The sequence below is a fragment of the Shinella yambaruensis genome, from assembly GCF_050859155.1.
GTDB lineage: Bacteria > Pseudomonadota > Alphaproteobacteria > Rhizobiales > Rhizobiaceae > Shinella > Shinella yambaruensis.
In genome coordinates this window covers 911,986-938,587 of record NZ_CP150638.1, presented here as the reverse complement: position 1 = coordinate 938,587, position 26,602 = coordinate 911,986, and the positions used below count along the sequence as shown (strand labels likewise).

The 26,602-nt window shown below is 64.8% G+C and carries 22 protein-coding genes and 1 pseudogene; 16 read left to right on the top strand and 7 right to left on the bottom strand.

The window, feature by feature from the left end; all coding sequences use genetic code 11:
• Window positions 1–70: 70 nt before the first annotated feature.
• The 7 genes from WMC41_RS04585 (at window position 71) to WMC41_RS04555 (ending at window position 7,246) form a co-directional block, all read left to right on the top strand.
• Complete coding sequence (locus WMC41_RS04585; protein ID WP_432347153.1) at window positions 71–1,495, top strand: M20 family metallopeptidase; 1,425 nt, start codon at window positions 71–73, stop codon at window positions 1,493–1,495.
• Window positions 1,488–3,164: a M28 family peptidase gene (locus WMC41_RS04580; protein WP_432347152.1), complete on the top strand. Its 1,677-nt coding sequence runs from the start codon at window positions 1,488–1,490 to the stop codon at window positions 3,162–3,164. Before WMC41_RS04585 ends, WMC41_RS04580 begins: the two co-directional genes overlap by 8 nt.
• A gap of 60 nt (window positions 3,165–3,224) precedes the next feature.
• The gene (locus WMC41_RS04575) at window positions 3,225–4,076 is read left to right on the top strand and encodes a transporter substrate-binding domain-containing protein (protein ID WP_432347151.1); all 852 of its coding nucleotides are present in this window, start codon (window positions 3,225–3,227) and stop codon (window positions 4,074–4,076) included.
• Window positions 4,077–4,145: 69 nt separating this feature from the next.
• Window positions 4,146–4,868, top strand: coding sequence for an ABC transporter permease (locus WMC41_RS04570; RefSeq protein WP_432347150.1), 723 nt, complete (start codon window positions 4,146–4,148; stop codon window positions 4,866–4,868).
• Window positions 4,865–5,587, top strand: coding sequence for an ABC transporter permease (locus tag WMC41_RS04565; protein ID WP_272804751.1), 723 nt, complete (start codon window positions 4,865–4,867; stop codon window positions 5,585–5,587). Before WMC41_RS04570 ends, WMC41_RS04565 begins: the two co-directional genes overlap by 4 nt.
• The gene (locus WMC41_RS04560; protein ID WP_432347149.1) at window positions 5,584–6,375 is read left to right on the top strand and encodes an ABC transporter ATP-binding protein; all 792 of its coding nucleotides are present in this window, start codon (window positions 5,584–5,586) and stop codon (window positions 6,373–6,375) included. The genes WMC41_RS04565 and WMC41_RS04560 overlap by 4 nt, the downstream gene beginning before the upstream one ends.
• 34 nt (window positions 6,376–6,409) lie before the next feature.
• On the top strand, window positions 6,410–7,246 hold the full coding sequence (locus WMC41_RS04555) for a transporter substrate-binding domain-containing protein (RefSeq protein WP_432347148.1): 837 nt from the start codon (window positions 6,410–6,412) through the stop codon (window positions 7,244–7,246).
• 137 nt (window positions 7,247–7,383) lie between these two features.
• Here the strand turns inward: WMC41_RS04555 and WMC41_RS04550 are convergent, their stop codons facing one another.
• On the bottom strand, window positions 7,384–8,445 hold the full coding sequence (locus WMC41_RS04550; protein WP_432347147.1) for an aldo/keto reductase: 1,062 nt from the start codon (window positions 8,443–8,445) through the stop codon (window positions 7,384–7,386).
• Between the two features lie 72 nt (window positions 8,446–8,517).
• Window positions 8,518–9,516, bottom strand: coding sequence for an aldo/keto reductase (locus WMC41_RS04545; protein WP_432347146.1), 999 nt, complete (start codon window positions 9,514–9,516; stop codon window positions 8,518–8,520).
• 218 nt (window positions 9,517–9,734) lie between these two features.
• On the opposite strand from WMC41_RS04545, the gene WMC41_RS04540 reads away from it, so the two are divergent.
• The 8 genes from WMC41_RS04540 (at window position 9,735) to WMC41_RS04505 (ending at window position 18,486) form a co-directional block, all read left to right on the top strand.
• Window positions 9,735–10,925: an MHYT domain-containing protein gene (locus tag WMC41_RS04540; RefSeq protein ID WP_432348259.1), complete on the top strand. Its 1,191-nt coding sequence runs from the start codon at window positions 9,735–9,737 to the stop codon at window positions 10,923–10,925.
• Window positions 10,926–11,052: 127 nt separating this feature from the next.
• A complete protein-coding gene (locus WMC41_RS04535; protein WP_432347145.1) occupies window positions 11,053–11,916 on the top strand; it encodes an FAD binding domain-containing protein in 864 nt (287 codons plus the stop codon).
• Window positions 11,917–11,984: 68 nt separating this feature from the next.
• Complete coding sequence (locus tag WMC41_RS04530; RefSeq protein ID WP_432347144.1) at window positions 11,985–12,485, top strand: (2Fe-2S)-binding protein; 501 nt, start codon at window positions 11,985–11,987, stop codon at window positions 12,483–12,485.
• A complete protein-coding gene (locus WMC41_RS04525) occupies window positions 12,482–14,899 on the top strand; it encodes an aerobic carbon-monoxide dehydrogenase large subunit (RefSeq protein WP_432347143.1) in 2,418 nt (805 codons plus the stop codon). The genes WMC41_RS04530 and WMC41_RS04525 overlap by 4 nt, the downstream gene beginning before the upstream one ends.
• A gap of 207 nt (window positions 14,900–15,106) precedes the next feature.
• The gene (locus WMC41_RS04520) at window positions 15,107–15,985 is read left to right on the top strand and encodes an AAA family ATPase (RefSeq protein ID WP_272804745.1); all 879 of its coding nucleotides are present in this window, start codon (window positions 15,107–15,109) and stop codon (window positions 15,983–15,985) included.
• A complete protein-coding gene (locus tag WMC41_RS04515; protein WP_432347142.1) occupies window positions 15,982–17,166 on the top strand; it encodes a vWA domain-containing protein in 1,185 nt (394 codons plus the stop codon). The genes WMC41_RS04520 and WMC41_RS04515 overlap by 4 nt, the downstream gene beginning before the upstream one ends.
• An 11-nt stretch (window positions 17,167–17,177) precedes the next feature.
• Complete coding sequence (locus WMC41_RS04510; protein WP_432347141.1) at window positions 17,178–18,008, top strand: XdhC family protein; 831 nt, start codon at window positions 17,178–17,180, stop codon at window positions 18,006–18,008.
• 13 nt (window positions 18,009–18,021) lie between these two features.
• Window positions 18,022–18,486: an SRPBCC family protein gene (locus WMC41_RS04505; RefSeq protein WP_432347140.1), complete on the top strand. Its 465-nt coding sequence runs from the start codon at window positions 18,022–18,024 to the stop codon at window positions 18,484–18,486.
• Window positions 18,487–18,882: 396 nt separating this feature from the next.
• Here WMC41_RS04505 and WMC41_RS04500 read toward each other — a convergent pair.
• The 5 genes and pseudogenes from WMC41_RS04500 to WMC41_RS04480 form a co-directional block, all read right to left on the bottom strand.
• A pseudogene (locus WMC41_RS04500) lies at window positions 18,883–19,578 on the bottom strand (maleylacetate reductase); the annotation flags it as partial.
• A gap of 146 nt (window positions 19,579–19,724) precedes the next feature.
• On the bottom strand, window positions 19,725–20,984 hold the full coding sequence (locus tag WMC41_RS04495) for a CaiB/BaiF CoA transferase family protein (protein ID WP_432347139.1): 1,260 nt from the start codon (window positions 20,982–20,984) through the stop codon (window positions 19,725–19,727).
• 33 nt (window positions 20,985–21,017) lie between these two features.
• Complete coding sequence (locus tag WMC41_RS04490) at window positions 21,018–22,106, bottom strand: ABC transporter ATP-binding protein (protein ID WP_432347138.1); 1,089 nt, start codon at window positions 22,104–22,106, stop codon at window positions 21,018–21,020.
• On the bottom strand, window positions 22,099–23,769 hold the full coding sequence (locus WMC41_RS04485) for an ABC transporter permease (protein WP_432347137.1): 1,671 nt from the start codon (window positions 23,767–23,769) through the stop codon (window positions 22,099–22,101). The genes WMC41_RS04490 and WMC41_RS04485 overlap by 8 nt, the downstream gene beginning before the upstream one ends.
• A gap of 172 nt (window positions 23,770–23,941) precedes the next feature.
• Window positions 23,942–25,033 (bottom strand): ABC transporter substrate-binding protein, encoded by a 1,092-nt coding sequence (locus WMC41_RS04480; RefSeq protein WP_432347136.1) that lies wholly within the window; start codon window positions 25,031–25,033, stop codon window positions 23,942–23,944.
• Between the two features lie 432 nt (window positions 25,034–25,465).
• Here WMC41_RS04480 and WMC41_RS04475 point away from each other — a divergent pair, with 432 nt between their 5' ends.
• On the top strand, window positions 25,466–26,587 hold the full coding sequence (locus WMC41_RS04475) for a mandelate racemase/muconate lactonizing enzyme family protein (protein ID WP_272804724.1): 1,122 nt from the start codon (window positions 25,466–25,468) through the stop codon (window positions 26,585–26,587).
• Window positions 26,588–26,602 lie beyond the last annotated feature (15 nt).

The following is a 26,602-nucleotide window of genomic DNA, read 5'->3' as shown; positions in this document are numbered from 1 at the left end:
CTTGCGTAAATCCAAAATCGGCGCATAAATTGGTGCCAATTTTGGATAACATTGAAATCGAGGCGGATCGATGAAGAATGCGGATGCGGTCTGGGCGCTGGTCGATGAGAAGGGTCCGGCCTTTGCGGCCCTCAGCGACCGCATCTGGGACACGCCTGAAACAAACTACGAGGAGTATCGCTCAAGCGCCGAGCACGCGGCGATGCTGGCGGCGGAAGGCTTCCGCATCGAGCGCGGCATTGCGGGCATGCCCACCGCCCTCATGGGCGAGGCCGGCGAGGGCGGCCCGGTCATCGCCATCCTCGGCGAATTCGACGCTCTGCCCGGCCTCAGCCAGGAAGCGGGCGTCGCCGAAGAACGGCCGATGGTGGACGGTGGAAACGGCCACGGCTGCGGGCACAATCTGCTCGGGTCCGGCTCCATGCTGGCGGCCGCGGCCGTCAAGGACTACCTGAAGAAGAACGGCCTGCCGGGCCGCGTACGCTACTACGGCTGCCCGGCCGAAGAAGGCGGTTCCTCCAAGGGTTTCATGGTCCGCGCCGGCGTCTTCGACGATGTCGACATCGCCATTTCCTGGCATCCCGCCGCTTTCGCCGGCGTCAACAATCCTCTGTCGCTTGCCTGCAACGAAATCGTGTTCCGCTTCACCGGACGCGCCTCGCATGCGTCGGCCTCCCCTCATCTGGGGCGCAGCGCGCTCGATGCCGTCGAACTCATGAATGTCGGCGTGAACTATCTGCGCGAACACATGCCGTCCACCGCGCGCATCCACTATGCCATCACCGATACCGGCGGCCATGCGCCGAATGTCGTGCAGGCCCGGGCATCCGTGCGGTATCTCGTCCGGGCGCGGACACTGCCGGAACTGCTCGAACTCGTCGAGCGGGTGAAGGACGTCGCCCGGGGGGCGGCCCTGATGACGGGAACGTCCGTCAGCGACGCGGTGATAAGCGGCGATGCCAATCTGGTCGGCAACACGCCGCTGGAGCAACTGATGCACCGCAACCTCGAACGCCTTGGGCCTCCGGAGTTCGACGATGCCGACCGCGATCGCGCGGCACAATTCCAGGGCACGTTCAGCGATGCCGATATCGCCGCTTCGTTCGGGCGTTTCGGCCTCAAGGTGCGCAAGGGCGTTCCCCTTTGCGACGTGATCTTTCCGCCGGAAAGCGGCGACGGAACGCTGGTCGGCTCGACCGATGTCGGCACGGTCAGCTGGGTGGTGCCGACGGTGCAGATGCGCGGCGCCACCTATGCCGTGGGAACGCCGGGCCATTCCTGGCAACTCGTCGCCCAGGGCAAGTTGCCGGCCGCGCACAAGGGCATGATCCACGCGGCCAAGGTCATGGCCGGCACGGCGGTCGACCTCTTTGCCGATCCACGGGAGATCGCCGCCGCCAAAGCCGACCATGCTGCCCGGCTGGAAGGCACGCCTTTCGTCAATCCGATCCCTGACGACGTCAATCCGCCGCTGCCGGAGAAGGCCGATGCCTGAGCGTTCCTTCGAGCCGGACCGTGACCGGCTGATGGCCCATATCGGAGAATTCGCCAGGCGTGTGAAACTCTCCGGCACGCCGCAGGAGCGCGAAAGCTTCGCTTATCTGCAACGGCAGATGGCCTCTTATGGCTACGAGACGCGGCTCATCGAACACGATGCCTATATCAGCCTGCCCGGCGAGGCCCGGCTGAAGGTCGACGGCGGCGACATCCGCTGCATCACCCATTCCATGTCCGCCTCCAGCCCTGCCGGCGGCCTGACGGCCGAGGTCGTCTATGGCGGTGACGGCGGCCCGGCGGATTTCGCCCGCCTCGACGCGCGGGAACGGATCGTCCTGGTCGACGGCATCGCGACCGAAGAGGTCGCAGCGCAGGCACGCGACCACGGCGCCGCGGGGCTCATCCATGTCAGCCCGAACGAACTGCTCTACGAGATGTGCGTCTCGCCGGTCTGGGGCAGTCCCTCGCAGCTCACCCGCGATCAACTGCCGGCCGCCGTGATCTGCACCATCGCCGCGGAAGCCGGCGCGGCTCTGCGGGAGCGCTGCAAATCCGGGGAGACCGTCAGCGCCACCATGTGGGCGAGCGTCGACACGGGCTGGCGCAAGACGCCGATCCTCGTCGCGGAGCTCGACGCCGTCGATACGACCGATGCCGAACGACCCTTCGTCCTGTTCTCCGGCCATCACGATACCTGGCATTTCGGCGTCATGGACAATGGCGGGGCCAACGCCACCATGCTGGAGGCTGCCCGGTTGCTGGCCGAAGGCCGGGGCCGCTGGCGCCGGGGCCTGCGCCTCTGCTTCTGGTCGGGCCATTCCCATGGGCGCTATTCGGGCTCGGCCTGGTATGCGGACGAATACTGGGACGAACTCGACCGGCGCTGCGTGGCGCATGTCAACGTCGATTCGACCGGCGGCGAAGGTGCCGATATCCTCACCAATTCCGCCGTCATCGACGAGCTGAAGGCGCTTGCCGCCGAGGCCGTGCTGGCAGAGACCGGGCAGGTGCATGCCGGGCGGCGCCACGGCCGGGCGGCCGACCAGTCCTTCTGGGGCGTGGGCCTGCCCTCGATGTTCGGCAGCCTCAGCCATCAGCCGCCCGGGCCCATCAGGATGCCGACGGCGCTCGGCTGGTGGTGGCACACGCCGCAAGACACCGCCGAGCATATCGATCCCGCCAATCTCGTCCGCGACACGCGCATCGTGCTGCGCGTATTGGACAGGCTGCTGACGGACGAGGTGCTGCCGCTGGACTACGGCGCCACCGCGGCCTCGCTGCAGCGCGAGCTCGAACGCATCGGCACCGATCTCGCCGGCCGGTTCGATGTCACGCCGCTGATCGCCGAGGCGCAGCGGTTCGGCGAGCTGGCCGAGGCGGTCAGGGTGCAAGCGGCCTCGGCGACCGGCGCAGAAGCGCACGCGATCAATCGGGCGCTGATGCGGGTCTCCCGGCTGCTGGTGCCGCTCAACTACACGCAAGGCAATCGCTTCGCTCACGACAGCGCCCTGCCCCATGCGCCCTGGCCGTCCCTCGACGGGCTGCGCGCACTGGCGGCCGCTGAGGCGGGCGAGGACGCGCTCTTTCATGCCGTGCATGCGCGGCAATGCAGGAATCTTGCCGCATACGCATTGCGGGAAGCCAAAGCCGCGCTGGCGGCACTCTAGCCGCCAGCACGATTCAACAGGACCGGACAGAAGGCCGGTTCGAAGAAAGGGGAATTCGAAATGACCAAACTGGGAATTCTTGCGGCCGTGACCGCAATGGCGCTGTCCGCAGCCGTCGCACCGGCTGGCGCGAAGGACTGGACCCATGTCAAGGTGGGTATCGAAGGTGCCTTCCCGCCATGGAACGCGCTCGACTCCAAGGGCGCTCTCACGGGTCTCGACGTCGAGGTCATCGATGATCTCTGCGCCCGGGCCAAGGTGGAATGCGAGCTCATCACCGGCGAATGGAGTGCGATGATCCCGAGTCTCAACGCCGGCAAATTCGACCTGATCATGACGCTGGGCATCAATGCCAAGCGCAGGGAAGTGGTGGACTTCACCGTACCCTATGCCTCCGGCGTCGCCACCTTCATCGTCCTCAAGGATGGTCCTGTCGCCGCGCTGCCCATGGCGGGCGAGCGGCTGAACCTCAACGACAAGGCGACGGCCGATCCGGTGATGGCCGAAATCGGAACCGCGCTGAAGGGCAAGTCCATCGGCGTCGTCCAGTCGACAAGCCAGGAACAGTTGATCAACGCCTATTTCGGCGACACCGTGACGGTTCGCACCTACAAGAACTCCGCCGAGCGCGACCTCGACCTCAAGGCGGGCCGCATCGACGCAGGCTTCGACAGCGGCGTCTACGGCACCTCGATGCTCGCCAAGCCCGGAAACGAGGATCTCGCCATGGCCGGCCCGCTGCTGAAGGGCGCCATGCTGGCAACGGAAGTGGCCATGGGTCTGCGCAAGGGCGAGACGGAGCTCAAGGAAAAATTCGATACCGCCATCAAGGAGGCGGCCGCCGAGGGGGTCATCAGGAGCCTTTCGGAAAAATGGAGCAAGCTCGACCTGACGCCGTCCTTTGACCAGTAGAGAGGTCGCCGCCCCGCCATCGCGGGGCGGTCCCTCATTGATCGCTGACAGCGTGCGGAAGGATCGCGCATGAATTCACCTGGCTTTTTCGAAACCTTCGGCTTCGGGCCGGACGGCTGGGGCGCCGCGCTGGCCACCGGCGCCGTCATGACCGTGCTGATCGCCGTATGCGGCTTTGCGATCGGGGCCGTCATCGGCATTTTCGGCGCCTGGGCGAAGATCTCCGGCGGGCCGGTGGCCCGCGCCGCCGCCGGCACCTATACCACCGTCCTGCGCGGCATTCCGGACCTGCTCGTCATCTACCTCTTCTATTTCGGAGGGTCTGCCGTCATCTCGGCGGCCGGTCGGCTGTTCGGCAACGAGGGCTTCATCAGCTTCCCCGGATTTCTCGCCGGCGCCCTTGCCGTCGGCGTCACGTCGGGGGCGCAGCACACCGAGGTGTTTCGCGGCGCCTTTCGCGCGGTCCATCCCGGCGAGATCGAGGCGGCGGTCGCTTGCGGCATGTCGCGGATGCTGCGGTTCCGCCGTATCGTTGCCCCGCTCACGCTGCGCCACGCCCTGCCCGGCCTCGGCAATGTATGGCAGGTCGTTTTGAAGGAGTCGGCCCTCGTCTCCATCACCGGCGTGGTGGAACTGCTCCGCCAGTCGCAGATCGGCGCCGGCTCGACCGGAAGGCCGTTCGATTTCTATGTCGTCGCCGCCGCCCTCTATCTCGCGATCTCCACGGTCTCGGGCCTCGCACTGCAACTGGCCGAGAAGCACAGCCGCCGCGGAACCGGGAGGGCGTCATGAACCTCGTCTTCATGTGGGAGACCTTCCTGGAGCTCATCGCGGCCGTGCCGACGACGCTCCGGCTGGCTGTGACGGCAGTGGGTCTCGGCGCCGTTCTGGCCTTGCTGCTCGCGCTTTGCCGCACGTCCGGCCTGCGCATCCTCGACTGGCCGGCGCGCTTCTACATCTACGTCTTCCGCGGTTCGCCGCTCCTGGTGCAGATCTTCCTGATCTACTACGGCCTCAGCCAGTTCCCCGAAGTGCGCCACAGCGCCGTCTGGCCGATCCTGCGGGAACCCTACTGGTGCGCCGTCATCGCGCTGATGATGAACACGGCCGCCTATTCGGGCGAGATCATCCGCGGTGGGCTGCTCTCGGTTCCGCAGGGGCAGATCGAGGCGGCGCGGGCCTGCGGCATGTCGCGGTTCCTCGCTTTCCGGCGCATCGTGCTGCCGCTCGCCATCCGCCAGGCGCTGCCCGGCTACGGCAACGAGATGATCTCCATGGTGAAGGCCACATCGCTCGCCTCGATCATCACGATCATGGAGATCACGGGCGTCGCGGCCAGGATCATTTCCGAGACCTATCGGGCGATCGAGGTCTTCCTCGTCGCCGGCGCCATCTATCTCGCCATCAACTTTGTCCTGACGCGCTGCGTCGCATTCCTTGAGTACCGGCTGAGCGGCCACCTGCGCCAGCCCCTGCCAACCCGCCCGCGGGTGACTGGAGACAGCCCATGACCATGTCCGAAACCTCGTCCGAAACCTCGTCCGAACCCGTGGTGGTCGTGAAGGACCTGCACAAGAGCTTCGGCCCCGTCAAGGTGTTGAAGGGCATCTCCCTCGAAGCGCACCAGGGCGAGGTGATCTCGATCCTCGGATCGTCCGGCTCCGGCAAATCCACGCTGCTTCGCTGCATCAACATGCTGGAGACGCCCGATGCCGGAACCGTCACGGTGGCCGGCGAGACGATCCGCCTCGTTCCGGCGCCGCACGGCAGGAGCCGGCCCGCCGATCAGCGGCAGGTCGACCGGATCCGCACCGGCCTTGGGATGGTGTTCCAGAGCTTCAATCTGTGGACCCACAAGACGGTCCTCGAAAATCTGATCGAAGCGCCGATCCATGTGCAGAAGCGACCGCGTGCGGAATGCATCGAAGAGGCGGAGGCGCTCCTGGAGAAGGTCGGCATCGCCGAGAAGCGGAACGCCTATCCGTCGCATCTGTCCGGCGGCCAGCAGCAGCGGGCCGCCATTGCCCGCGCGCTCGCCATGCGGCCGAAGGTCATGCTGTTCGACGAGCCGACCTCGGCGCTCGACCCGGAACTGGTCGGCGAGGTGCTGCGCGTCATGCGGGCGCTCGCCGAAGAGGGGCGGACCATGCTGGTCGTCACCCACGAGATGGGCTTTGCCCGGGACGTCTCGAGCCGCGTCGTATTCCTGCACAAGGGCGAGATCGAGGAGCAGGGACCGCCGGCGGAGGTCTTCGGCAACGCCCGGTCCGAGCGCTTCCGACAGTTCATCAGCAAATAACCGATCACTGCACGGAAACGAAAAGGGGAACTCAATGCAGAAACATACGATCGCCCTGGCCGCGACGCTGGCCGTCGCCTTTGCGCCGTCCGCATCGGCCGGGGACAAGATCACCATCGCCACCGAGGGCGCCTTCCCGCCCTACAACCTCACCCGTCCCGACGGCACGCTCGACGGCTACGACGTCGAGCTCGGCAACGACCTGTGCGTCCGCATGAAGATCGAATGCACCTTCATCGCCCAGGCCTTCGACGGCATGATCCCAGCGCTCACCGCCGGCAAGTTCGACGCGATCATGGCCGGCATGTCCGCCACCGACAAGCGCAAGGAAATCATCGACTTCTCCATCTCCTACGGCAGCACCGGCCAGTCGTTCGCCACGCTGAAGGGAAGCCCGCTCGCGGATCTGCCGATGAAGGGCGAACTCTTCTCGCTGGCGACCAACGAAGCCGGCGCGCGCAAGGCCGCGGAGGAGCTGAAGCCGCTGATCGAGGGCAAGGTCATCGGCGTGCAGACCGCATCCATCGCCGCCCGCTTCATTAATGAGTACCTGAAGGACGCGGTCGAAGTGCGAGAATACAAGACCACCGAGCAGCATGACCTCGACCTCGTCGCCGGACGTGTCGATCTCACGATGGCCTCAATGGGCTACCTGGTGACCGCGGTCGAGAAGCCGGCCAATTCCGACATGGTCATCGCCGGCCCGCGATTCCAGGGCGGCATGCTCGGCGCCGGTAGCTCCGTGGGCCTGCGCAAGGAGGACACCGGCCTCAAGGCCAGATTCGACGAGGCGATCGGTGCGGCGATCGCCGACGGCACCATCAAGCGCCTGTCGGAAAAGTGGTTCGGTTTCGATCTGACACCCCATTGACGTCAACTTCTCATCATCTGCGGATCGCCGCCCTATGTGGCGGCGATCTCGTTCGATGCCCGTTACATCGGAGGAAGGACACTCATACGGCTTCGGCGAAGGCACCTGTCCGAGCCGTCGCCTCCCCGACCCGCCTGTCAGGCGTCCTTCAGGTACGGTTCGATGAGGCTGAGGTCCGCATCGCCGAGGCGACCGCTCGCGGTGTTCCTCTGGTGCCAGTAGGGATATTGTAGCCAGGGCCGGCTGACATCGTCGAGCCGCTTGCGCTCCTCGGGGCTGAGCTTCAGCCCGGCGGCAGCGAGATTGTCCTTGAACTGGGCTTCCGTGCGCCCGCCGATGATCACCGAGGTCACGCCCTTTCGGCCGATCAGCCAGCTAAGGGCGACCTGGGCCGCCGAGACGCCGCACCCTTCCCCGATGTCGACGAGGGCATCGACGATGTTCCAGAGGCGGTCCTCGTCACGGATCGGCGGTTCGGTCCAGCCGGCGAACTGACGTGTGCCTTCGGGCGCGGCCTGGTTGCGGCGGTGCTTGCCCGAGAGCAACCCTCCGGCGATAGGGCTCCAGACCAAGACGCCAAGTCCCTGGTCGAGGCTGATCGGCAGCAGCTCGTTTTCCGCGTCGCGCGTTTCCAGCGTGTAGTGGATCTGCTGGCTGACGAAGCGCTGGTAGCGTTCCCTCTCGCTGACGCCGAGCGCTTTCATGATGTGCCAGCCGGAGAAGTTGGAGCAACCGATATAACGAACCTTGCCCTGGCGCACGAGCGTATCGAGGGCTTCCAGCGTCTCCTCTAGCGGCGTCTGCCCGTCCCATTCGTGCAGTTGGTAGAGGTCGATGACGTCGGTCTTCATCCGTTTGAGGCTGGCCTCGCAGGCGCGGATGAGATGGTGGCGGGAAGAGCCCTCGTCATTCGGGCCCTCGCCCATCGGAAAGCGGGCCTTGGTGGCGACCAGCACGCCGTCCTTGCGCGGTCCGCCGAGGATCTCGCCGAGGATTTCCTCGGAGGCGCCCTGCGAGTAGACGTCGGCGGTATCGATGAGGTTGACGCCGGCATCGAGGCAAAGGTCGACCAGCCTGCGCGCATCCGCGACGCCGAGGTCGCCGACGGTCCTCGCCCAGCCCTTGCCGCCGAAGGTCATCGTGCCCATGGTGATTGTTGAGACTTTGAGGCCTGAACGGCCAAGCAGACGGTATTCCATCGGTAATCCTCCAGAAATCGGATGCGGGGACCGCGGCCGGACAGCAGCGCCGAGCCGCGGCATTGCGAGGTGTCAGGCGTGGCTGTCGAGGCCGCGCCAGAGATCGATACCACCTTCCATGGCATAGCGGTCGATATCCTTCAGCTCCTCGGCGGAGAAGGAGAGGTTCTTCAGGGCATCGAGGGAATCGTCCAACTGAGCGACATTGCGCGCGCCGATGAGGGCGAAGGTGACGCGCTGGTCGCGCAGCACCCAGGCGATGGCCATCTGCGCCAGCGACTGGCCGCGGCGTTGCGCGATGGCGTCGAGCGCACGCACCCGGGCGAGATTGTCCTCGCTCAGCAGCTTTTTCTTGAAAGAGCCACCCCTGGCGGCGCGCGCGTCGTCCGGGATGCCGTTCAGATACTTCGAGGTGAGCAGGCCCTGCGCCAGCGGGGAGAAGGCGATGCAGCCGACGCCGAGTTCGTCGAGCGTATCGAGCAGGCCATCCTCGATCCAGCGGTTCAGCATGGAATAGGAAGGCTGGTGGATGAGAAGGGGAACGCCTTCGGCGCGCAGCATGCGCTCGGCCTCGCGGCTGCGTTCGGGACCGTAGGAGGAGATCCCGACATAGAGCGCCTTGCCCTGGCGCACCATCTGCACGAGGGCGCCCATCGTTTCCTCCAGCGGCACATCGAGGGTGGGGCGATGGGAATAGAAGATATCCACGTAGTCGAGCTGCATGCGCTTGAGGCTCTGGTCGAGCGAAGCCATGAGATGCTTGCGCGAGCCGCTGAACCGACCCTGCAGGTCTTCAAGACCGCTGCTGATGAGATCGAGGCCGGCGGCCACCTTTTCCGCAAGGGCGGCACCTGCAGCGGTCGGAGATACGCTGCGGCTCGTGCGGTTGAGCAGGCGGACACCGAGGCGCGCCTCCAGCGCCTTCATGCGATGACTGAGCGCCGATACAGAGACGTCAAGCTGATCGGCAGCCTTCCGGAAACTGCGGTGCCTGAGAATTGTCAGGAAAACGACCAAATCGGAAAGCTCGTTCGGTTCGATGCCATATTGAAGCGCTCCGCCATCACCCACTTGTCCCCCGTTACGAGATCCGTTCTGTTTCAAGTCGCGCAGGATTTCGGGGCGCGCCCCTTTTTGCGGCAGACAATCCGTTTAGCTGGAAAGACCAGGAACCGCGAGCCCGCCGGCATTTCCGGCGGGTCGCTTGCCAATCTCTGGACGAGGGATGTACCCTCGTCTGCATAAGGAGAAAGCCGGCCCGGGGAGGAACGGGTACGGTGGGAACGACGATGTTCGAGGAACACGATCCGTATCTCGTCGCACTTTCGGTGCTGGTCGCGATACTGGGAGGTTGTACCGGTTTCGCCCTCGCGGCGCGGATCGGCAATTCGGTTTATACCGGCCGGCGGCTGCTTCTTTCCGGAGCGGCCGGCTTCCTGGCGGTCGGCATCTGGACGATGCATTTCATCGGCATGATGGCCGCCCCCCTGCCGCAGGACGCGGCCTATCTCGTGCTGCCGACGCTCGTCTCCTTCCTCATCTGCGCCCTTGTCGTCGGCATTTCGCTCTATTTCGTCAGCATCGGCGGTCCCTCGCGCATGCGCGTGCTCTGGGCGGCGCTGCTTCTCGGCTTCGGCATCGCCTCCATGCATTATGTCGGCATCCATGGGCTCGCGGGGCCTTTCACCATCCGCCACGATTATCCGATGGTGGCGCTGTCGCTGCTGATCGCCATCGGCGCAGCCTATGGGGGCCTGCGCATCTATATCGCGCGCCATGGCGGCCTTCGGCTGGCGCTCAGCGCCGTCGCCTTCGGCATCGCCGTTTCCGGCATGCACTATACGGCCATGTACGGCATGCATTTCGAGCCCGGCCCCGCCGGCGGGCATGCCATGGCCATGGACGGGCTCGTCGCCTCGCAGCAGGTCCTCTCGCTGGTCGTGGCGCTGCTCTGTTTCCTGGTCGCCGGCGGCTTCCTGCTTCTCCTCGTGCCGGAAGCGCATCTCAAGGCGGAGGCCGAGCGGCCCGATCCGTCCGTTTCCGCCATCCGGGCGAACAGGGCGGCTCCGCTGGCCGGTCTCGGCCAGCCGGCCCGGCCATTGGTCACCAAGGTTCCCGTCGACGGGGCGGACGGCATCCGGTTCATCGAGACGGCCGATATCCGCAGCGTCCGCGCCGATGCACACTACACGCTCGTCCACGACGGGCAGCGCGAGCGCATGTGCGCCTGGTCGATCTCGGAAATGGAATCGCAGCTCTGTCCCCAGACGTTCCTGCGCGTCCACCGCAGCCATATCGTCGCCGTGCCGCACATCGTGCTGATGCGGAAGGAAGGGGACGGCGCGGTCGTCGAGCTTGGCGGCACCGTCCCGCACCTCGTTCCGGTGAGCCGGACGAAGATCTCCGAACTGAAGGCGCGGCTGGGCCTCAGCCGGCGTGACGGCCCGCACCGGAACGACGCCATAGGTCAAAGTGCCTGACGCAATTCGTGCGGGCAAAGCCGCCTTTCGTGCAGAAATCCGGCGCTGGTGCCGGAAAGCCGGCCGTCTCCTTGCCTGTCCGTCGCCCGAGGAAAATGCTGATCCTCCGTTATAGCGGAGGAGACCCATGATACCCGGCCCATTCCAGTTCCATCGGCCGCAATCGGTTGCCGATGCGGTGAAACTGCTCTCCAGCCTCGGGGATGAAGCGCGTCCGCTTGCCGGCGGCCACAGCCTCGTTCCCATGATGAAGCTGCGCCTCGCCACGCCCGAGCATCTCGTCGACCTGCACGGCATCGGCGCGCTGAAGGGCATCCGGCGCGAGGGCGACACGCTCGTCATCGGCGCCATGACCACCCAGCATGAGCTGGTGGCCTCGCCGGAGATCGCGGCGCTCGTGCCGATCGTCAAGGAAACCTCGCTGCAGATCGCCGATCCGCAGGTGCGCTATCGCGGCACGCTCGGCGGCAATGTCGCCAATGGCGATCCGGGCAATGACATGCCGGGGCTGATGATGGCGCTCGGCGCGCGCTACCGGCTGGAAGGGCCGGACGGCGCACGCGACGTCGATGCCGTCGATTTCTACCAGGGCGCCTATTTCACCGCGCTCGAACCCGGCGAACTCCTGACCGAAATCACCATCCCGGTCCCGCCCTCCGGCCACGGCTACGCCTATGAGAAGCTGAAGCGGAAGATCGGCGACTATGCGACGGCTGCCGCCGCGGTGGTGCTGACGCTCTCCGCCGGCAAGGTCGAGAGCTGTCGCATCGGCCTCACCAACCTGTCCGAGACGCCGCTTCTCGCCGAGGACGCCGCCGCCTGCGTGATCGGCACCACGCTCGACGAGGCGACGCTGGCCAAGGCCGCCGACCTTGCCCACGCCGTCATGCAGCCGGCCGCCGACGGGCGCGGCCCGGCCGAATACCGCACGCATGTCGGCGGCATCATGGTCATGCGGGCGCTGAAGCGCGCTGCGGCCAGAGCCGCCTAAAGCATTTCCAAGAAAAGTGTGAAGCGGTTTTCCGTCCGGGAATGCGTAAAAACTCTAGGGAGGAAACGATGGCAAAGACCCATGTGACGATGCGGGTGAACGGCAGCGAGGTCGAGGGCCTTGTCGAGCCGCGCACGCTGCTCGTGCATTTCATCCGCGAAAATCTCGCCCTGACCGGCACCCATATCGGCTGCGAGACCACCCATTGCGGCGCTTGCACCATCGATCTCGACGGCATGTCGGTGAAAAGCTGCACCGTCTTCGCCGTGCAGGCCGAAGGCTGCGAGGTTACCACCATCGAAGGCATCGCCAATGCGGACGGCACGCTTTCGGCCCTCCAGGAGGGTTTCCGCCAGATGCACGGGCTGCAATGCGGTTTCTGTACGCCCGGCATGATCGTGCGCGCCCACCGGCTGCTGAAGGAAAATCCCAACCCGAGCGAAGAGGAGATCCGCTTCGGCATCGCCGGCAATCTCTGTCGCTGCACCGGCTACCAGAACATCGTCAAGGCGATCCAATACGCTGCCGCCAAGGTCAACGGCACGGAGTTCAGGGAGGCTGCGGAATGAACGACATGACCATCACGCGCGCCGAGCGCGAGGCCAAACTCGAAGGCATGGGCTGCAAGCGCAAGCGCGTCGAGGATATCCGGTTCACCCAAGGCAAGGGCAACTATGTCGACGACGTCAAGCTGCCCGGTATGCTGCACGGCGATTTCGTCCGCTCGCCGCATCCCCATGCCCGCATCAAATCGATCGACAAGGAGAAGGCGCTGAAGGTGCCGGGCGTGCTCGCCGTGCTGACGGCGGAGGACCTGAAGGGCGTCAACCTCGCCTGGATGCCGACGCTGGCCGGCGACGTGCAGATGGTGCTGGCGGACGGCAAGGTGCTGTTCCAGAACCAGGAAGTCGCTTTCGTCGTCGCCACCGACCGTTATGCGGCCGATGACGGCATCAACGCCGTCGAGGTGGAGTACGAGGCCTTGCCGGTCCTCGTCGATCCGTTCCACGCCATGGACGCGGATGCACCGGTGCTGCGCGAGGACCTCGAAGGCAAGACGGAAGGCGCGCACGGCCCGCGAAGACACCACAACCACATCTTTGAATGGACCGTCGGCGACAGGGACCTGACGGATGCCGCCTTCCGCAAGGCGGAGGTGACGATCAAGGAGATGATCTCCTATCACCGCACCCATCCCTCGCCGCTGGAGACATGCCAGTGCCTGTGTTCGTTCGACAAGGTGAAGGGGGAACTGACGATCTACGGCACCTTCCAGGCGCCGCACGTCATCCGCACCGTCGTGGCGCTGATCGCGAAAATCCCCGAGCACAAGATCCATGTGATCGCGCCGGATATCGGCGGCGGTTTCGGCAACAAGGTCGGCGCCTATCCGGGCTATATCTGCGCCGCCGTCGCCTCGATCGTCACGGGGCGGCCGGTCAAATGGGTCGAGGACCGCATCGAGAATCTTTGCGCCACCTCCTTTGCCCGCGACTACCACATGACGACCGAGATCGCCGCGACGAAGGAGGGCAAGGTCACCGGCCTGCGCGTCCATGTGCTCGCCGACCACGGCGCCTTCGATGCCTGCGCCGACCCGTCGAAATGGCCGGCCGGCTTCTTCAACATCGTTACCGGCTCCTATGATTTCCCCACCGCCCATCTCGCGGTCGACGGCGTCTATACCAACAAGGCGCCGGGCGGCGTCGCCTATCGCTGTTCCTTCCGGGTGACGGAGGCGGCCTATTGCATCGAGCGGGCGATGGATATCCTCGCGCAGAAGCTCGGCATGGACCCGGCCGAGTTGCGGCTGAAGAATTTCATCCGCCAGGAGCAGTTCCCCTATCACTCGGCGCTCGGCTGGGAATATGATTCCGGCGACTACCACACCGCCATGAAGAAGATGATGGAGGTGGTGGACTATGCCGGCCTGCGCCGCGAGCAGGCGGAAAAGCGCGCGGCCTTCCAGCGCGGCGAGACCCGCGAGATCATGGGCCTCGGCATTTCCTTCTTCACCGAGATCGTCGGCGCCGGCCCCTCGAAGAACTGCGACATCCTCGGCATCGCCATGTTCGACAGTTGCGAGATCCGGCTCCACCCGACCGGCGCCGGCATCGCCCGCATGGGCACGAAAAGCCAGGGCCAGGGGCACGAGACGACCTGGGCGCAGATCATCGCCACGGAGATCGGCATTCCCGCCGACGATATCATGGTGGAGGAAGGCAACACCGACACCGCACCCTACGGGCTCGGCACCTACGGCTCGCGCTCCACGCCCGTCGCGGGTGCTGCCATCGCCATGGCGGCGCGCAAGGTGAAGGCCAAGGCACAGATGATCGCCGCCTACCGGCTGGAGGTGCACGAGGATGACCTCGAATGGGATATCGACGGTTTTCGCGTGAAGGGCCTGCCGGAAAAATTCCTCGGCATGAAGGACATCTGCTGGATCGCCTACAATGCGCCGCCGCCCGGCATGGAGCCGGGCCTGGAGGCGGTGAGCTATTACGATCCGCCGAACATGACCTATCCCTTCGGCGCCTATCTCTGCGTCATGGATATCGACGTCGACACCGGCGTCTACAAGGTGCGCCGCTTCTATGCGCTCGACGATTGCGGCACGCGCATCAACCCGATGATAATCGAGGGGCAGGTGCATGGCGGGCTGACGGAAGCCTTCGCCATCGCCATGGGCCAGGAGATCCGCTACGACGAGAACGGCAATGTGGTGACCGGCTCCTTCATGGATTTCTTCCTGCCGACGGCGGTGGAAACGCCCCATTGGGAGACCGACTTCACCGTTACGCCCTCGCCGCATCACCCGATCGGCGCCAAGGGTGTCGGGGAAAGCCCGAATGTCGGCGGCGTGCCGGCCTTCTCCAATGCCGTCAACGACGCCTTCTCGTTCCTGGGATCGACGCATATCCAGATGCCGCACGATTTCTGGCGCAACTGGCAGGCGGCGAAGACGCTCGGCGCGGTGTAGGATTGGTCTGATGCGCAGGTTTCGCCCCTCATCCCGCTGCCGCGACCTTCTCCCCGCAAGCGGGGAGAAGGGGCAGGAGGCTTGGCCTTCCTTCATCTTGTTTAGGGAAAACGGTGCATCGTTCTCCTTCTCCCCGCTTGCGGGGAGAAGGTGCCGGCAGGCGGATGAGGGGCGGCCCTCCCGCCATGCGACGGATGGGGCCACGACATGAACACGCTCTCCCGCCCCGAAATCGGCGAGCGTTTGGCGAGCGCCGGCTACATCGCCGACCGCGACCTGTCGGTCGCCCTCTCGCTGATGCAGATGCTCTCCCGCCCCCTGCTGCTCGAAGGCGAGGCCGGCGTCGGTAAGACGGCGGTCGCCTATGCCATCGCATCGGTGCACGAGACGGAGCTGATCCGGCTGCAATGCTATGAAGGGCTGGACCAGTCGGCTGCACTCTACGAATGGAACTACCAGCGCCAGCTGCTGGCCATCCAGGCCCGGCAGGGCGAGGCGGCCGGCGGGCTGGAAGACGCGGTCTTCTCCGAAAAATACCTGATGGAACGCCCGCTGCTCGCCGCCATCCGCCGGCAGAAGGCGCCGGTGCTGCTGATCGACGAGATCGACCGGGCCGACGAGGAATTCGAAGCTTTTTTGCTGGAACTACTCTCCGATTTCCAGGTCTCGATTCCCGAACTCGGCACGATCACCGCGGTGACGATCCCGCATGTCGTGCTGACCTCGAACGGCACGCGCGAGCTTTCCGACGCGCTCCGGCGGCGCTGCCTCTATCACCATATCGACTATCCCGATGTCGAGCGCGAGGCGCGTATCATCCTCGCCCGCGTCGATGGGGCCGGCGCGGCGCTCGCCCTGCAGATCGCGCGCATGGTCGAGAACATCCGCAAGGAGGACCTGCGCAAGGTGCCGGGCGTCGCCGAAACGCTGGACTGGGCGGCGGTGCTCGTCGGCCTCGATATCGCCGACCTGAAGGACGATCCCGAAGCGGTGCACGAGACGCTGGCCTGCCTGCTCAAGACCCGCGAGGACAAGGCGCGCTTCCGCCGAGAGGTCACCGAGCGCCTGTTGGGGAGGGTGGCATGAGCTGTTGCGGCACACCGTTGACCCCGGAGGAATCGAGCGCGGTCGGCCGCCTCGTCGCAGAAAAACTGTCGGCCTTCCTGAGGACGCTGCGCGACAACGGTTTTTCGGTCGGGCTCGGCGAGGGCCGGGATGCCGCGGCGCTGATAGCCGCCGGCTATGCGGAAAAGCCCGGCCTGCTGCGCTCCGCCCTGAAGCATCTGTTTTCCGCCCGCCGCAGCGAATGGGAACGGTTCGACGGCATTTTCGATGCCTTCTGGCTGGGAAAACGCGTGCGCAGCCGGAGCGCGGTTTCGGGACATGCCGGCTCCGGCCTTGAAGCGCTGGAGGGCGGCGGGGCGAAGGGCGGCACGGTGTCGGATCAGGCTCCTGCCGATGGCGGGGAGGCCCAGAGCAGCGGCGAAAGCCGGATGGAGGGCGCCTCCGCGGTCGAGGCGCTCTCCGGCATCGACCTCAGGAAACTCTCCGATCCGGCGGATATGGCGCGGGCGCATGACATCGCCGCCGATCTCGCGCGGGCGATGCGCACGCGGCTCACCCGCCGCGATCTCGCCCGCCGGCGCGGCTACCGCATCGACCTGCGCCGCACGATCCACGGCAATATCGGCCATGGCGGCGTGCCGCTGGATCTCGTCCGGCGCCGGCGCAAGGAAAAGCCGCTGCGCCTCGTCATGCTGCTCGACGCCTCCGGCTCGATGACGCCCTATACGGGGCTCTTCCTGCGCTTCATGCATGGCGTGCTCGATGCCTTTCGCGAGTCGGAGGCCTTCCTCTTCCACACCCGGCTCGCCCATGTCTCCGACGCCATGAAGGAGCGCGATGCGCAACGCGCCCTCGACCGGCTTTCGATGATGGCGGAGGGCGCCGGCGGCGGCACGCGCATCGGCGAATGCCTCGCCACCTTCAACCGCTGGCATGCCGCCCGCGTCATCCATTCGCGCACCTGCGTGATGATCGTCTCGGACGGCTACGAGACGGGCGATGCCGCGCAGCTGGCTCGGGAGATGGCGGCGCTGCGCCGCCGCTGCCGGCGTATTGCCTGGCTGAACCCGATGATGGGCTGGGACGGCTATGCGCCGGAGGCGGCCGGCATCCGCGCCGCGCTGCCGTTCGTCGACCTGCATGCGCCGGCCAATACGCTCGAAAGCCTTGCGGCGCTCGAACCCTATCTTGCGAAACTCTGAGGGAGGTCGCGATGAACGCCCATGTCGATGTGATGGATCTCGCCAACCGCCTCAAATCCGCCGAGGAGGCCTTCGTGCTGGCGACCGTCGTGCGCACCGTCTCGGTAACCGCGGCCAAGGCCGGCGCCAAGGCGGTGATCCGCCCGGACGGTACGATCGTCGCCGGCTGGATCGGCGGCGGCTGCGCGCGCGGCGCGGTGCTGCGCGCCGCCCGCCAGGCGCTGATAGACGGCAAGGCGCGGCTGATCTCGGTGCAGCCGAAGGAGCTTCTGGCCGAACATGGCGTTACGGCGGGCGAATTGCGCGAGGGCATCCAGTTCTCCGCCAACATGTGCCCCAGCAAGGGCACGATGGACATCTTCATCGAGCCGGTGCTGCCGCGCCCCGCGCTCGTCGTCTTCGGGGCGAGCCCCGTCGCAATCGCCGTGGTGGAACAGGCCGCCCTGCTCGGCTTCCACGTCACGCTCGCCGCACCCGCCGCCGACCGCGCCGCACCGCCTATGGCTGATGTCGTGGTGGATGGATTTGCCATCGCCGAACCGCCGGCCGGCAAGATTTTCGCGCTGGTCGCCACCCAGGGCAGCGGCGACCTTGCCGCACTCCAGGCGGCGCTCGCCCTTGAGGCCGATTATTACGGTTTCGTCGGAAGCGGTCGAAAGATGGCCTCGCTCAAGGCCGATCTGTCCCGCGCGGGCATCCCGGCCGAGCGACTCGACCGGATCAAGGGGCCGGCGGGGCTCGATCTCGGCGCCATCACGCCGGAGGAAATCGCCCTGTCCATCCTCGCCGAAATTCTCGTCATCCGCCGCCGCGACCAGCGCGGCCACACCACCACACCCTGAAAGGACATTTCTCATGGACATGAACGGCAGCGAACGGATCGAAGCCCCGGTGCAGACCGTCTGGCAGGCGCTGAACGACCCGGACATCCTGCGCCAGTGCATTCCCGGTTGCGAGACGCTGGAAAAGACCTCCGACACGGAGATGACGGCGACCGTCGCGCTGAAGGTCGGGCCGGTGAAGGCGCGCTTCCAGGGCACGGTCCAGCTCCTGAACCTCGATCCGCCGCATTCCTACACGATCAGCGGCGAAGGCAAGGGCGGCATGGTCGGCTTCGCCAAGGGCGGCGCGGATGTGGCACTCACCGAGGACGGGCCGGATGCGACCCTGCTCACCTATGTCGTCAAGGCCGAGGTCGGCGGCAAGATCGCCCAGCTCGGCAGCCGGCTGATCGATTCCACGGCGAAAAAACTGGCGGCGCAGTTCTTTGCCGACTTTACTCAGAAGGTTGCAAGGGTGCGGGAAGAGATTGCGAGTTGAGTCTCTAATACCATGAAAACGCCGGCAACAACGAACCGAGCTATTGAAACCATTGCGGCGCGAGAAATGAAGAATGATACAACAAAAGCCTTGCCAACCGGGTCGTTCCACATATGCGTCAAAGCCCAAAAGGGGCCTCTCCCTCTGGTTCCATCATGTCAGCTCGATTGGGCCCGGAGCTGTCGAGCAGAGCGGCGGTGATCATGTACACCATGCCCAAGACTGGCGAACTCTTCGATTTAGAAGGCAGGAGCCACAACGTAAGTCCACATAGCGTTGCCGGGGCGTGAGCCGAGCCATTCCGCTGTGAGCGTTGAACCGTTGTCTCAGCAAGGTGCGTCATCCACATTGAAGGCTCGGTCTGCAAAGCTCCATAATGCGGCGGCCAAGCTGCGATTAGAGCGGCGCAATTCCGTGAAAGGCGTGAGTGAGCAATTCACGGAGTGGTTGACGATGAAGTGGACGAGGATTCCAATATGGATTGGAAAGTGCCTGATCAAGTGCCGCGTCGATGCCATCTTCCCGCATGCCGAGATCCTTGAGCGCCATCGTCGCACCGAGGCGGCTGGAAAGCTCGTAGAGTCCCCGCGCCGGTTCCGTGGAGCCAAGCGCTCGATTCACACGCGCCATCGCGTCGGGCGTAGCGGCGCGATTGTATGCCACTACATGTGGCAAGACCGCCGTGTGAAGCTGCGCATGGGGAAGATCAAACATCCCGCCGAGCGTGTGGCAGAGCTTGTGATGCAGCGCCATTCCGACTGAGCCAAGGCAAACGCCGCACAGCCAGGCACCGTAGAGAACATCGCTTCTCGCCGAAACGCTCGTCGCATCCTGCTGGAGCACTGGCAACCCGCCCGCGATGGCGGAAATTCCCTCTTCGGCCATCAAGCAGGTCACGGGATTTGTTTCGCGGGCGTAAAGAGCCTCGACGGCATGTGCGATCGCATTCATTCCACTGGTCACCGACATGGTGAACGGAAGCGTCATCGTTAAATCAACATCGTAGATGATGACTTCCGGTAATATAGACGGGGCCGACTTCGTCACCTTCCGACCGTTTTCAGTCTCGCCTAAGATCGGAGTGGCTTCTGAGGCGGTACTCCACAAGTTAACGGGGCAATTCGTATTGGATGTCCTCGATGAGCGCTACCAGTTCAGAGTCCTCGATCTTCAGAACTCCTGCTGTAGACGATGACAAAGCATGCTTTCTGAGGATCGACCGCCCTTCCATCCCTCGGCTATGCGAGTATTTGCGCCCTAAGCAGCCTCTTGACATCCTCGTCACTGAGACCATGACGCGTTGCAAGTTCATGCGTGTGCTCTCCGAGAGTCGGCGGCTGCATGCGTATGCCTAAGGCCAGCTCATCGACGAACATCGGCAATCTAGGAAGCTTCGCAGTGCCGCCGCGCACCAGGCTAGTCTCCACCAGCCAGTTGTTGGCGTTCAGGTGCGGATCTTCGAAGAGGTCGCCGGGCGTGGCAACCGGTGCGGCGGGAATGGCATTGGCGACCAGAATGTCCATGAAGGCCTGCCGGCTGTATCCGGCGGCGATCCCCGCGATGATGGCCTGCAACGCCCCGTGCTCGGTAAGGCGCTTTTCATTTGTCGTATAACGGGGATCGGTGAGAAGCGCCTCCTGGCCGAACGCCTTGCAGAATGCCGCCCAATGCCGGTCGCTTGTTATGCCGACAAAGACGATTTCATCGTCTCCAGTGCGAAACGTCTCGTAGATGGCCCACGATCGGCCGCGCACGGGCATGGGCTTGGCCGGTATGCCGGTCGCCGCCTCACCCGCCATATGCTGGCCCACCAGGAACGCGGCGGTTTCGAACAGGGCGCTTCCGACCTTCGCGCCGAGACCGGTCCTGTCGCGTTGCCTGAGGGCGGTGAGAATGGCCATTGCGCCGAAGACACCACCGAGGATATCGACGATCGAAGCGCCCGCACGCATGGGTTTTCCGGGCTCGCCGGTCATATAGGCCAGGCCGGCCATATACTGGACAACCTCGTCGAGAGCGGGGCGGGTCTCGTAGGGGCCGGGCAGGAAGCCCTTGAGCGTGCAGTAGATCAGGCGGGGATTCAGTTTCGAGACCTCCTCATAGCCCAGTCCGATGCGCTCGGCCGTGCCCGGAGCATAGTTCTCGACAAGGACATCGGCATCGCGGATCATCGCGTGCGCGAAAGCACGCCCCTCTTCCGACTTGAGATCGATGCCGATGGATTTCTTGTTCCTGTTGAAATAGGCGAAGGTGCCCGCGACGAACCCTTTCAGGTTTCGCGTCCGGTCTCCCAGGGGTGCAGGCTCGACCTTGATGACTTCGGCCCCGAGGTCAGCCAGGACCAGTCCGCAGGACGGCCCCATGATCGTATGACAAAACTCCAGAACCCTGATGCCCGAGAGTGGCAAATCCACCGTCGCCGCATCGGCGTCTGCCGGGGACTGAGATTGGTCCGACATTTTCATTTCCTTCTGTCTGCGCAGTATGTCTTGCGTCATGGTCTCTTCGTTGGTCCGGGCGGCCGCACCCGCCTAGCTAGCGGCCTCGGGGGCATCAAAGATCCAGAGATGTTCCGGCTGTATTTCCAGCCAGTGATCGTCGCCGGAAATCTGCCGTTCGCCGTAGACACGCAGCAGCGAGGGTCCGAACCGGAAGAAATGCTCCCACCGGCTGCCGCCGAACATGGAATGAGCGAGGGGAAGCGGGAACCGGTTGAGGCCGCTACCGGCGCCGGCGACCTGAATGCGTTCGGCGCGGACGACCGCCACGACGGCACTTCCGACACGGTAATTTCCGCGCGTCTCGCCGACCAGCTCGATATCGGAGGCCTCGCAGCGAATACGGGTGCGCCCGCCTTCCAGGATTTCGACGACCGTACCGAGAATCCGGTTGTTCGTGCCGAAGAACTCCGCGGAAAAGATGTTGGCGGGATTGTTGTATATGCCGACCGGCGTATCCTGCTGCACCACGTTCCCGTCGGACAGCAGGATGATCCGGTCGGCGAGCGCCATGGCCTCCGCCTGGTCGTGGGTCACCATGACCGCCGACAGCTGCAGATCGACGATCAGGCTGCGCAGCCACGCCTTGGCTTCGTCCCTGAGCTTGGCGTCGAGGTTGGACAGCGGCTCGTCGAGGAGGAGAACCGGCGGCTTGTAAACGAGCGCGCGCGCGATCGCGACCCGCTGCTGCTGGCCGCCGGAAAGCTGGTGCGGGAAACGTTCGGCAAGGCCGGAAAGGCCGAGTTCCTTGAGCGCGTCATGAGTGCGCGTCGCTATCTCCAGCTTGTCCACCCCGCGCAGCTTCAGACCGTAGGCGACATTGTCGAACACGCTGCGGTGCGGCCAGAGGGCATAAGACTGGAAAACCAGGCCGAGGTCGCGTTTCTCCGCGGGAACATCGAGCCGGCGATCGCCCTGGAACAGGACTTTCTCGTCGATCCGGATGGAGCCGAGCTGCGGGGCTTCAAGGCCGGCGATCGCCCGCAGCAGCGTAGTCTTGCCGCTTCCCGAAGGACCGAGCAGGACCACGACCTCGCCGCGCCCCACCTCAAGCGAGACGCCCTTCAATATCTTGAATGCGCCGAAGCTGACGTGAAGATCTGTGATAACCAGATTACCCATGCAAGCGAACTCCAAAACGGAATGCAGTAATCACGCCGATGCCGATCAGGACGAGATTGATGACGGCGAGCGCCGCCACCTGGTTCATCGAGCCCGTCTCCGAAAGCGTGACAAGAAGAGCGCCGATCACCTCGGTGCCGGATGTGAGCAGATAGACGCCGGTCGAGTATTCCCGTTCGAACATCAGGAACACGAGAAGCCAGCTCGTCAGCAGCCCCACACGGATGAGGGGCAGGGTCACGTCGAACATCGCCCGCCGGCGGGTCGCGCCGATGCTGACCGCCGCCTCCTCCAACTCCTTGCCGACCTGGACCAGCGAACTCGAAACCAGACGCGCACCATAGGGAAGCCAGACCACCGTATAGGCCAGCCAGATGCTGAAAAGCGTCGCGCGAAGCGGTGCCAGAGGGCTGATGAATAGGAACACCCACAGGAAGGCGAGGCCGGCGAGAAGCCCCGGAATGGCGCGCGGAACCAGGATCAGATAATCCATTAGATGGGTCCACTCGTCATTGCGCCGGTGCGCGGCAAAGGCGATCGCTGCATAACAAGCGACGGCAAGGCCGCCGCCGACCACGCCAATGAGCACGCTGTTGCGAATGCCGCGCACCAGCACGGGCTCGCTGAAGACGAAGCGGAACTGGTCCAGCGTCAGCACGTCGAAGAGATTGACGTTCGGCCCCCAATACGTGACGAATGCGCGCAGCGTGATGCCGGAGATCGGCACGATGACGGTCACGACAAGCCAGGCGAGCGCCAGCATCAGGGCGGGATAACGCCAGGCGCCAAGCGTGAGCGGCCTCTGGCGCGCCGCCTTGCCCCGCACCGTCACGAACTTGTCCGCCACCTTAAGATAATGCCGCTGCAGCATCACCAGCGGGAAGGTCAGGAGGACGATCAGCACGGCGACCGTCGCCATGAGGTGATAGGCGGGGACGCCGAGGCGGGTGGTCAGCTTATAGAGATAGACCGCGAGCATGCTGAAATTGTTCGAGTTGCCCAGAACGAGGGCGAGGCCGAACATCTCCACGCCGGCAAAGAAGACCAGCACTGCGCTGAACATCAGGGCCGGCGCCACGAGAGGCAGGTTGACGTCGAGGGCGACCCGCAACGGGCCGGCGCCGGTGGTCCGCGCGGCCTCCTCGACATCCGAGCCCACGCCCTTGAGGGCGGTCGAGACATACAGGAAGACGTAGGGAACATGGCTCAGCCCGCCGATCACGGCAATGGCGACCGGCGAATAGATGTTCCAGGGCGCGACGCCGAAGAGCTGCTTCGACCAGACGGTGTAAAAGCCCACCGGGCCGGCCGCGACGACGTAGCCGAGCGCGAGAACCACGGGGGACACGAGAATAGGCACGAGGATGAGCGGCTCCAGAGCAGCGCGTCCCGGTATGTCGGTGCGAGCGACGAGGAGCGCCAGCAAGGCGCCCAGCGGCAGGGCCACCACCAGCATGCCCGTCGCCACGAGCAGTGAGTTCCGCAAGGCAACCCAGAACTCCGGATCCCTCAGGACGAAGCCGAAGGCGTCGAGCGTGAAATGCGAATCCGCATGGAAGAACGGGCCGGACAGAACACTCTGGTAGACGAGAATTCCAAGGGGCAGACAGACAGCGCCTGCCGTCACCAGGATGACCACCGCCCGCGATGGGTTCATTATCATGAAAAATTTTCCTGTTTGTATTGCGCCTAAGACCTTTTGCCCTGCGCGCGTCTTGAAAGCGGCATTCCGAACGCCAGCGGTCGGCACATCGCCGAGGTCCCGTTCCGGCGATACCGGGACGGGACTGGTTCCATCCGCATGAATGTGAGGTCTCATGCGGCGCGCCGGATCCTCACTGGCCCGCGCTCAGCGAGCTCTTCCAGGTGTTGAGGAATTCGAGCCGCTTGTCCTGGTCGAGAAATTCCAGCAATCCCGGACCCATGACCGGCGGCTTCAGCCGGTCGCCATAGGTCTTGGTCAGGTCTTCCCGGGTCATCGGTCCGGTCACGTCGTCGCGGAGCGAGTGGAATCCCATCCCGTCGATGATCTGCTGACCGCGCTGCGAGAGCATGTAGTCGAGGAAGAGCTTTCCGGCATTGGGATTCTGCGCCTTGGCGGTGACGAAGGCCATTCGGGACGCGATGACGAGATAATCCTGCGGGAAGACGATGCCGAGGCTCGGATTGTCGCGGCCGTAGGATGACGCATGGCTCGGCTGATTGTAGCCGAACACGTTCTCGCCCGAAGCGATGCTCTCGATCATTTCGCCGGTGCTGGAATAGAACCGGGAGGACGCCGCGCCGAGCGCCCTTGCGAGCGTCCAGAATTCGGGAATGATCTTGCTGTCCTGCGTGATGGCGAAAAAGCCGAGGCCGGCCGTCTCGATATTGTAGGAGGCGATGCGCCCGCTGAACGTATCGAGGTTCTCGGTGATCAGCCGGGCGATGTCGGCATGCGTCTGCGGCACCTGCTCAGGCTTCAGCGCATCCTTGTTGTAGGCGAAGATCATCGGTTCGAATGTCGTCCCGTATGCGCCCTTGCCCTGCCAGACGGCCCAGTCGGGAAGATGCGCGCTTTCGGGAGACGCATAATCCAGCGAGTGGCCGTCCGTGACGAGCTTGGCCTGGAGATCCAGCGCCGAGCTCCAGAGCACATCCGCCGATTGCGCCCCGCCGGCGGCCTCGCTGATGAAGCGATTGTAAATGACCACGGTGTTGAGGTCGTTGAGCTCCACCGTAATACCCGGATACTCCGCCTGGAAGCCCTCGATGAGCGGACGCAGCGTCGTCGTGCTCAGCGGCGCGTAGAGGACGACCTTACCCTCGGCGGTCGCCGCATCGACGATGGCCTGATAGTCTGGCGGATAATAGTCGGGAAATGCCGAAAACGCGGAGGCCGGCATGAGAGCCAGACCCGTCGCGATCATTGCCGAATACCACTTCATATATTCCTCCCAGAAAATGTTCTATGTGCCGGACCGAGCGACCTGCCTGTGCTTTGAACGGCGTCCCTCCGCATATGTCCGTCTTCTGCGCGCATCGTGCCTTCAGTTCGCCGAAGACACAAACACAGACGGGCAGTCCGGCACGGTCGCTTCGCCACCGGATGACCGTATGGGATGAGCAAATAGGCAGCAAATGCGATAATCGCGGCGCGGTCATAGCTAGGCGTTATGACCTCTCGCAGGATAGCGCCGCCCGCCGCAGGATCGGGGGAGCGAAGCCGGGACAGGCGCGGCCATACCCTGGCGTTATGACCGCGCCATAAATATTTAATTTGAAGCACAATCACGCGTCTTGTTAGGTCCCATCACCTCACGATCCGCTTGCAGGCCCCAGCGGCCGGGCGATCGTGACAAGGAGGAGGAGAGACTGGCATGAGCGTGATAGCGGCGATCGAAGCCTGTACCGTCAATCTGCCGCTTGCCAAGCCGGTCCAGTTGTCGACACGCCGCATCGAGAAGCGCTGGTATACTCTTGTGCGGGTGCGGTGCACGGATGGCAGCATCGGCATCGGAATCTGCCATGGCGGCACGCGCTATGGAGGGCTGGCCACGACGGCGGTCAGGGAACTGTTCAGCCCCCTCCTGGCCGGCGAGGATCCGCACCGCACGGAAGGCCTGTGGCAGGCCATGTACCAGGACTCCCTTCTCAACGGGCGGACCGGCGCGGTGATGCGGGCGCTGAGCGCGGTGGACATCGCCCTTTGGGACCGGAACGCGAGGAAAAGCGGCCTCCCGCTCTGGCGTTATCTCGGCGCAGTGTCGAAGGGCACGATCCCGACCTATGCGAGCGGCGGCTACTATGCGGAAGGCAAGACCCCCCAGGATCTTGGCGACGAGGTCGCAGGCTATGTGGCGGCGGGGTTCAAGGCCGTGAAGATCAAGATCGGCGCGGCTGCCCCCTCGGTCGACCTCGCGCGGGTCGCCGCGGCACGCGCCGCCCTCGGCGACGACGGGCTGCTGCTGCTCGACGCCAACAATGCATGGAACAACCTCGCATCGGCGCTCGAGGCGTTGAGGCCCATGCTCGACTATCGTCCGTTTCTCATCGAGGAGCCGTTCGGTCCGGACGACAACGACAATCACGCCCGGCTGGCTGCGGCCTTGCCCGTATCTATCGCGACCGGAGAGCTGGTCGCCGGACGCTGGGGGCACCGGGAACTGATGGAGCGCGCGCGCATCACCGTTCTCCAGCCCGACGTGGCGGTTTGCGGCGGCGTCACCGAATTCCGCAGGATCGCCGCGACGGCGGCAAGTTCGGGCGTCGCGATCGCCCCGCATTCGCTTCAGGACATTCACGCGCATCTTGTCGCCTCCACACAAAACGCCCTGTTCCTCGAATATTTCCCGGACGATTCCATCGTGCCGGTCGGAAAGCTTTTCGACAGGCGCCTGCATCTGCACGGCGGAAACGTCGACCTGCCACAGCAGCCGGGTCTCGGCTTCGATTTCGACGAGGATGCCGTGTCGCACTTCCAGGTTGACCCCTGGTCATAGCGTATCAAACGTCGG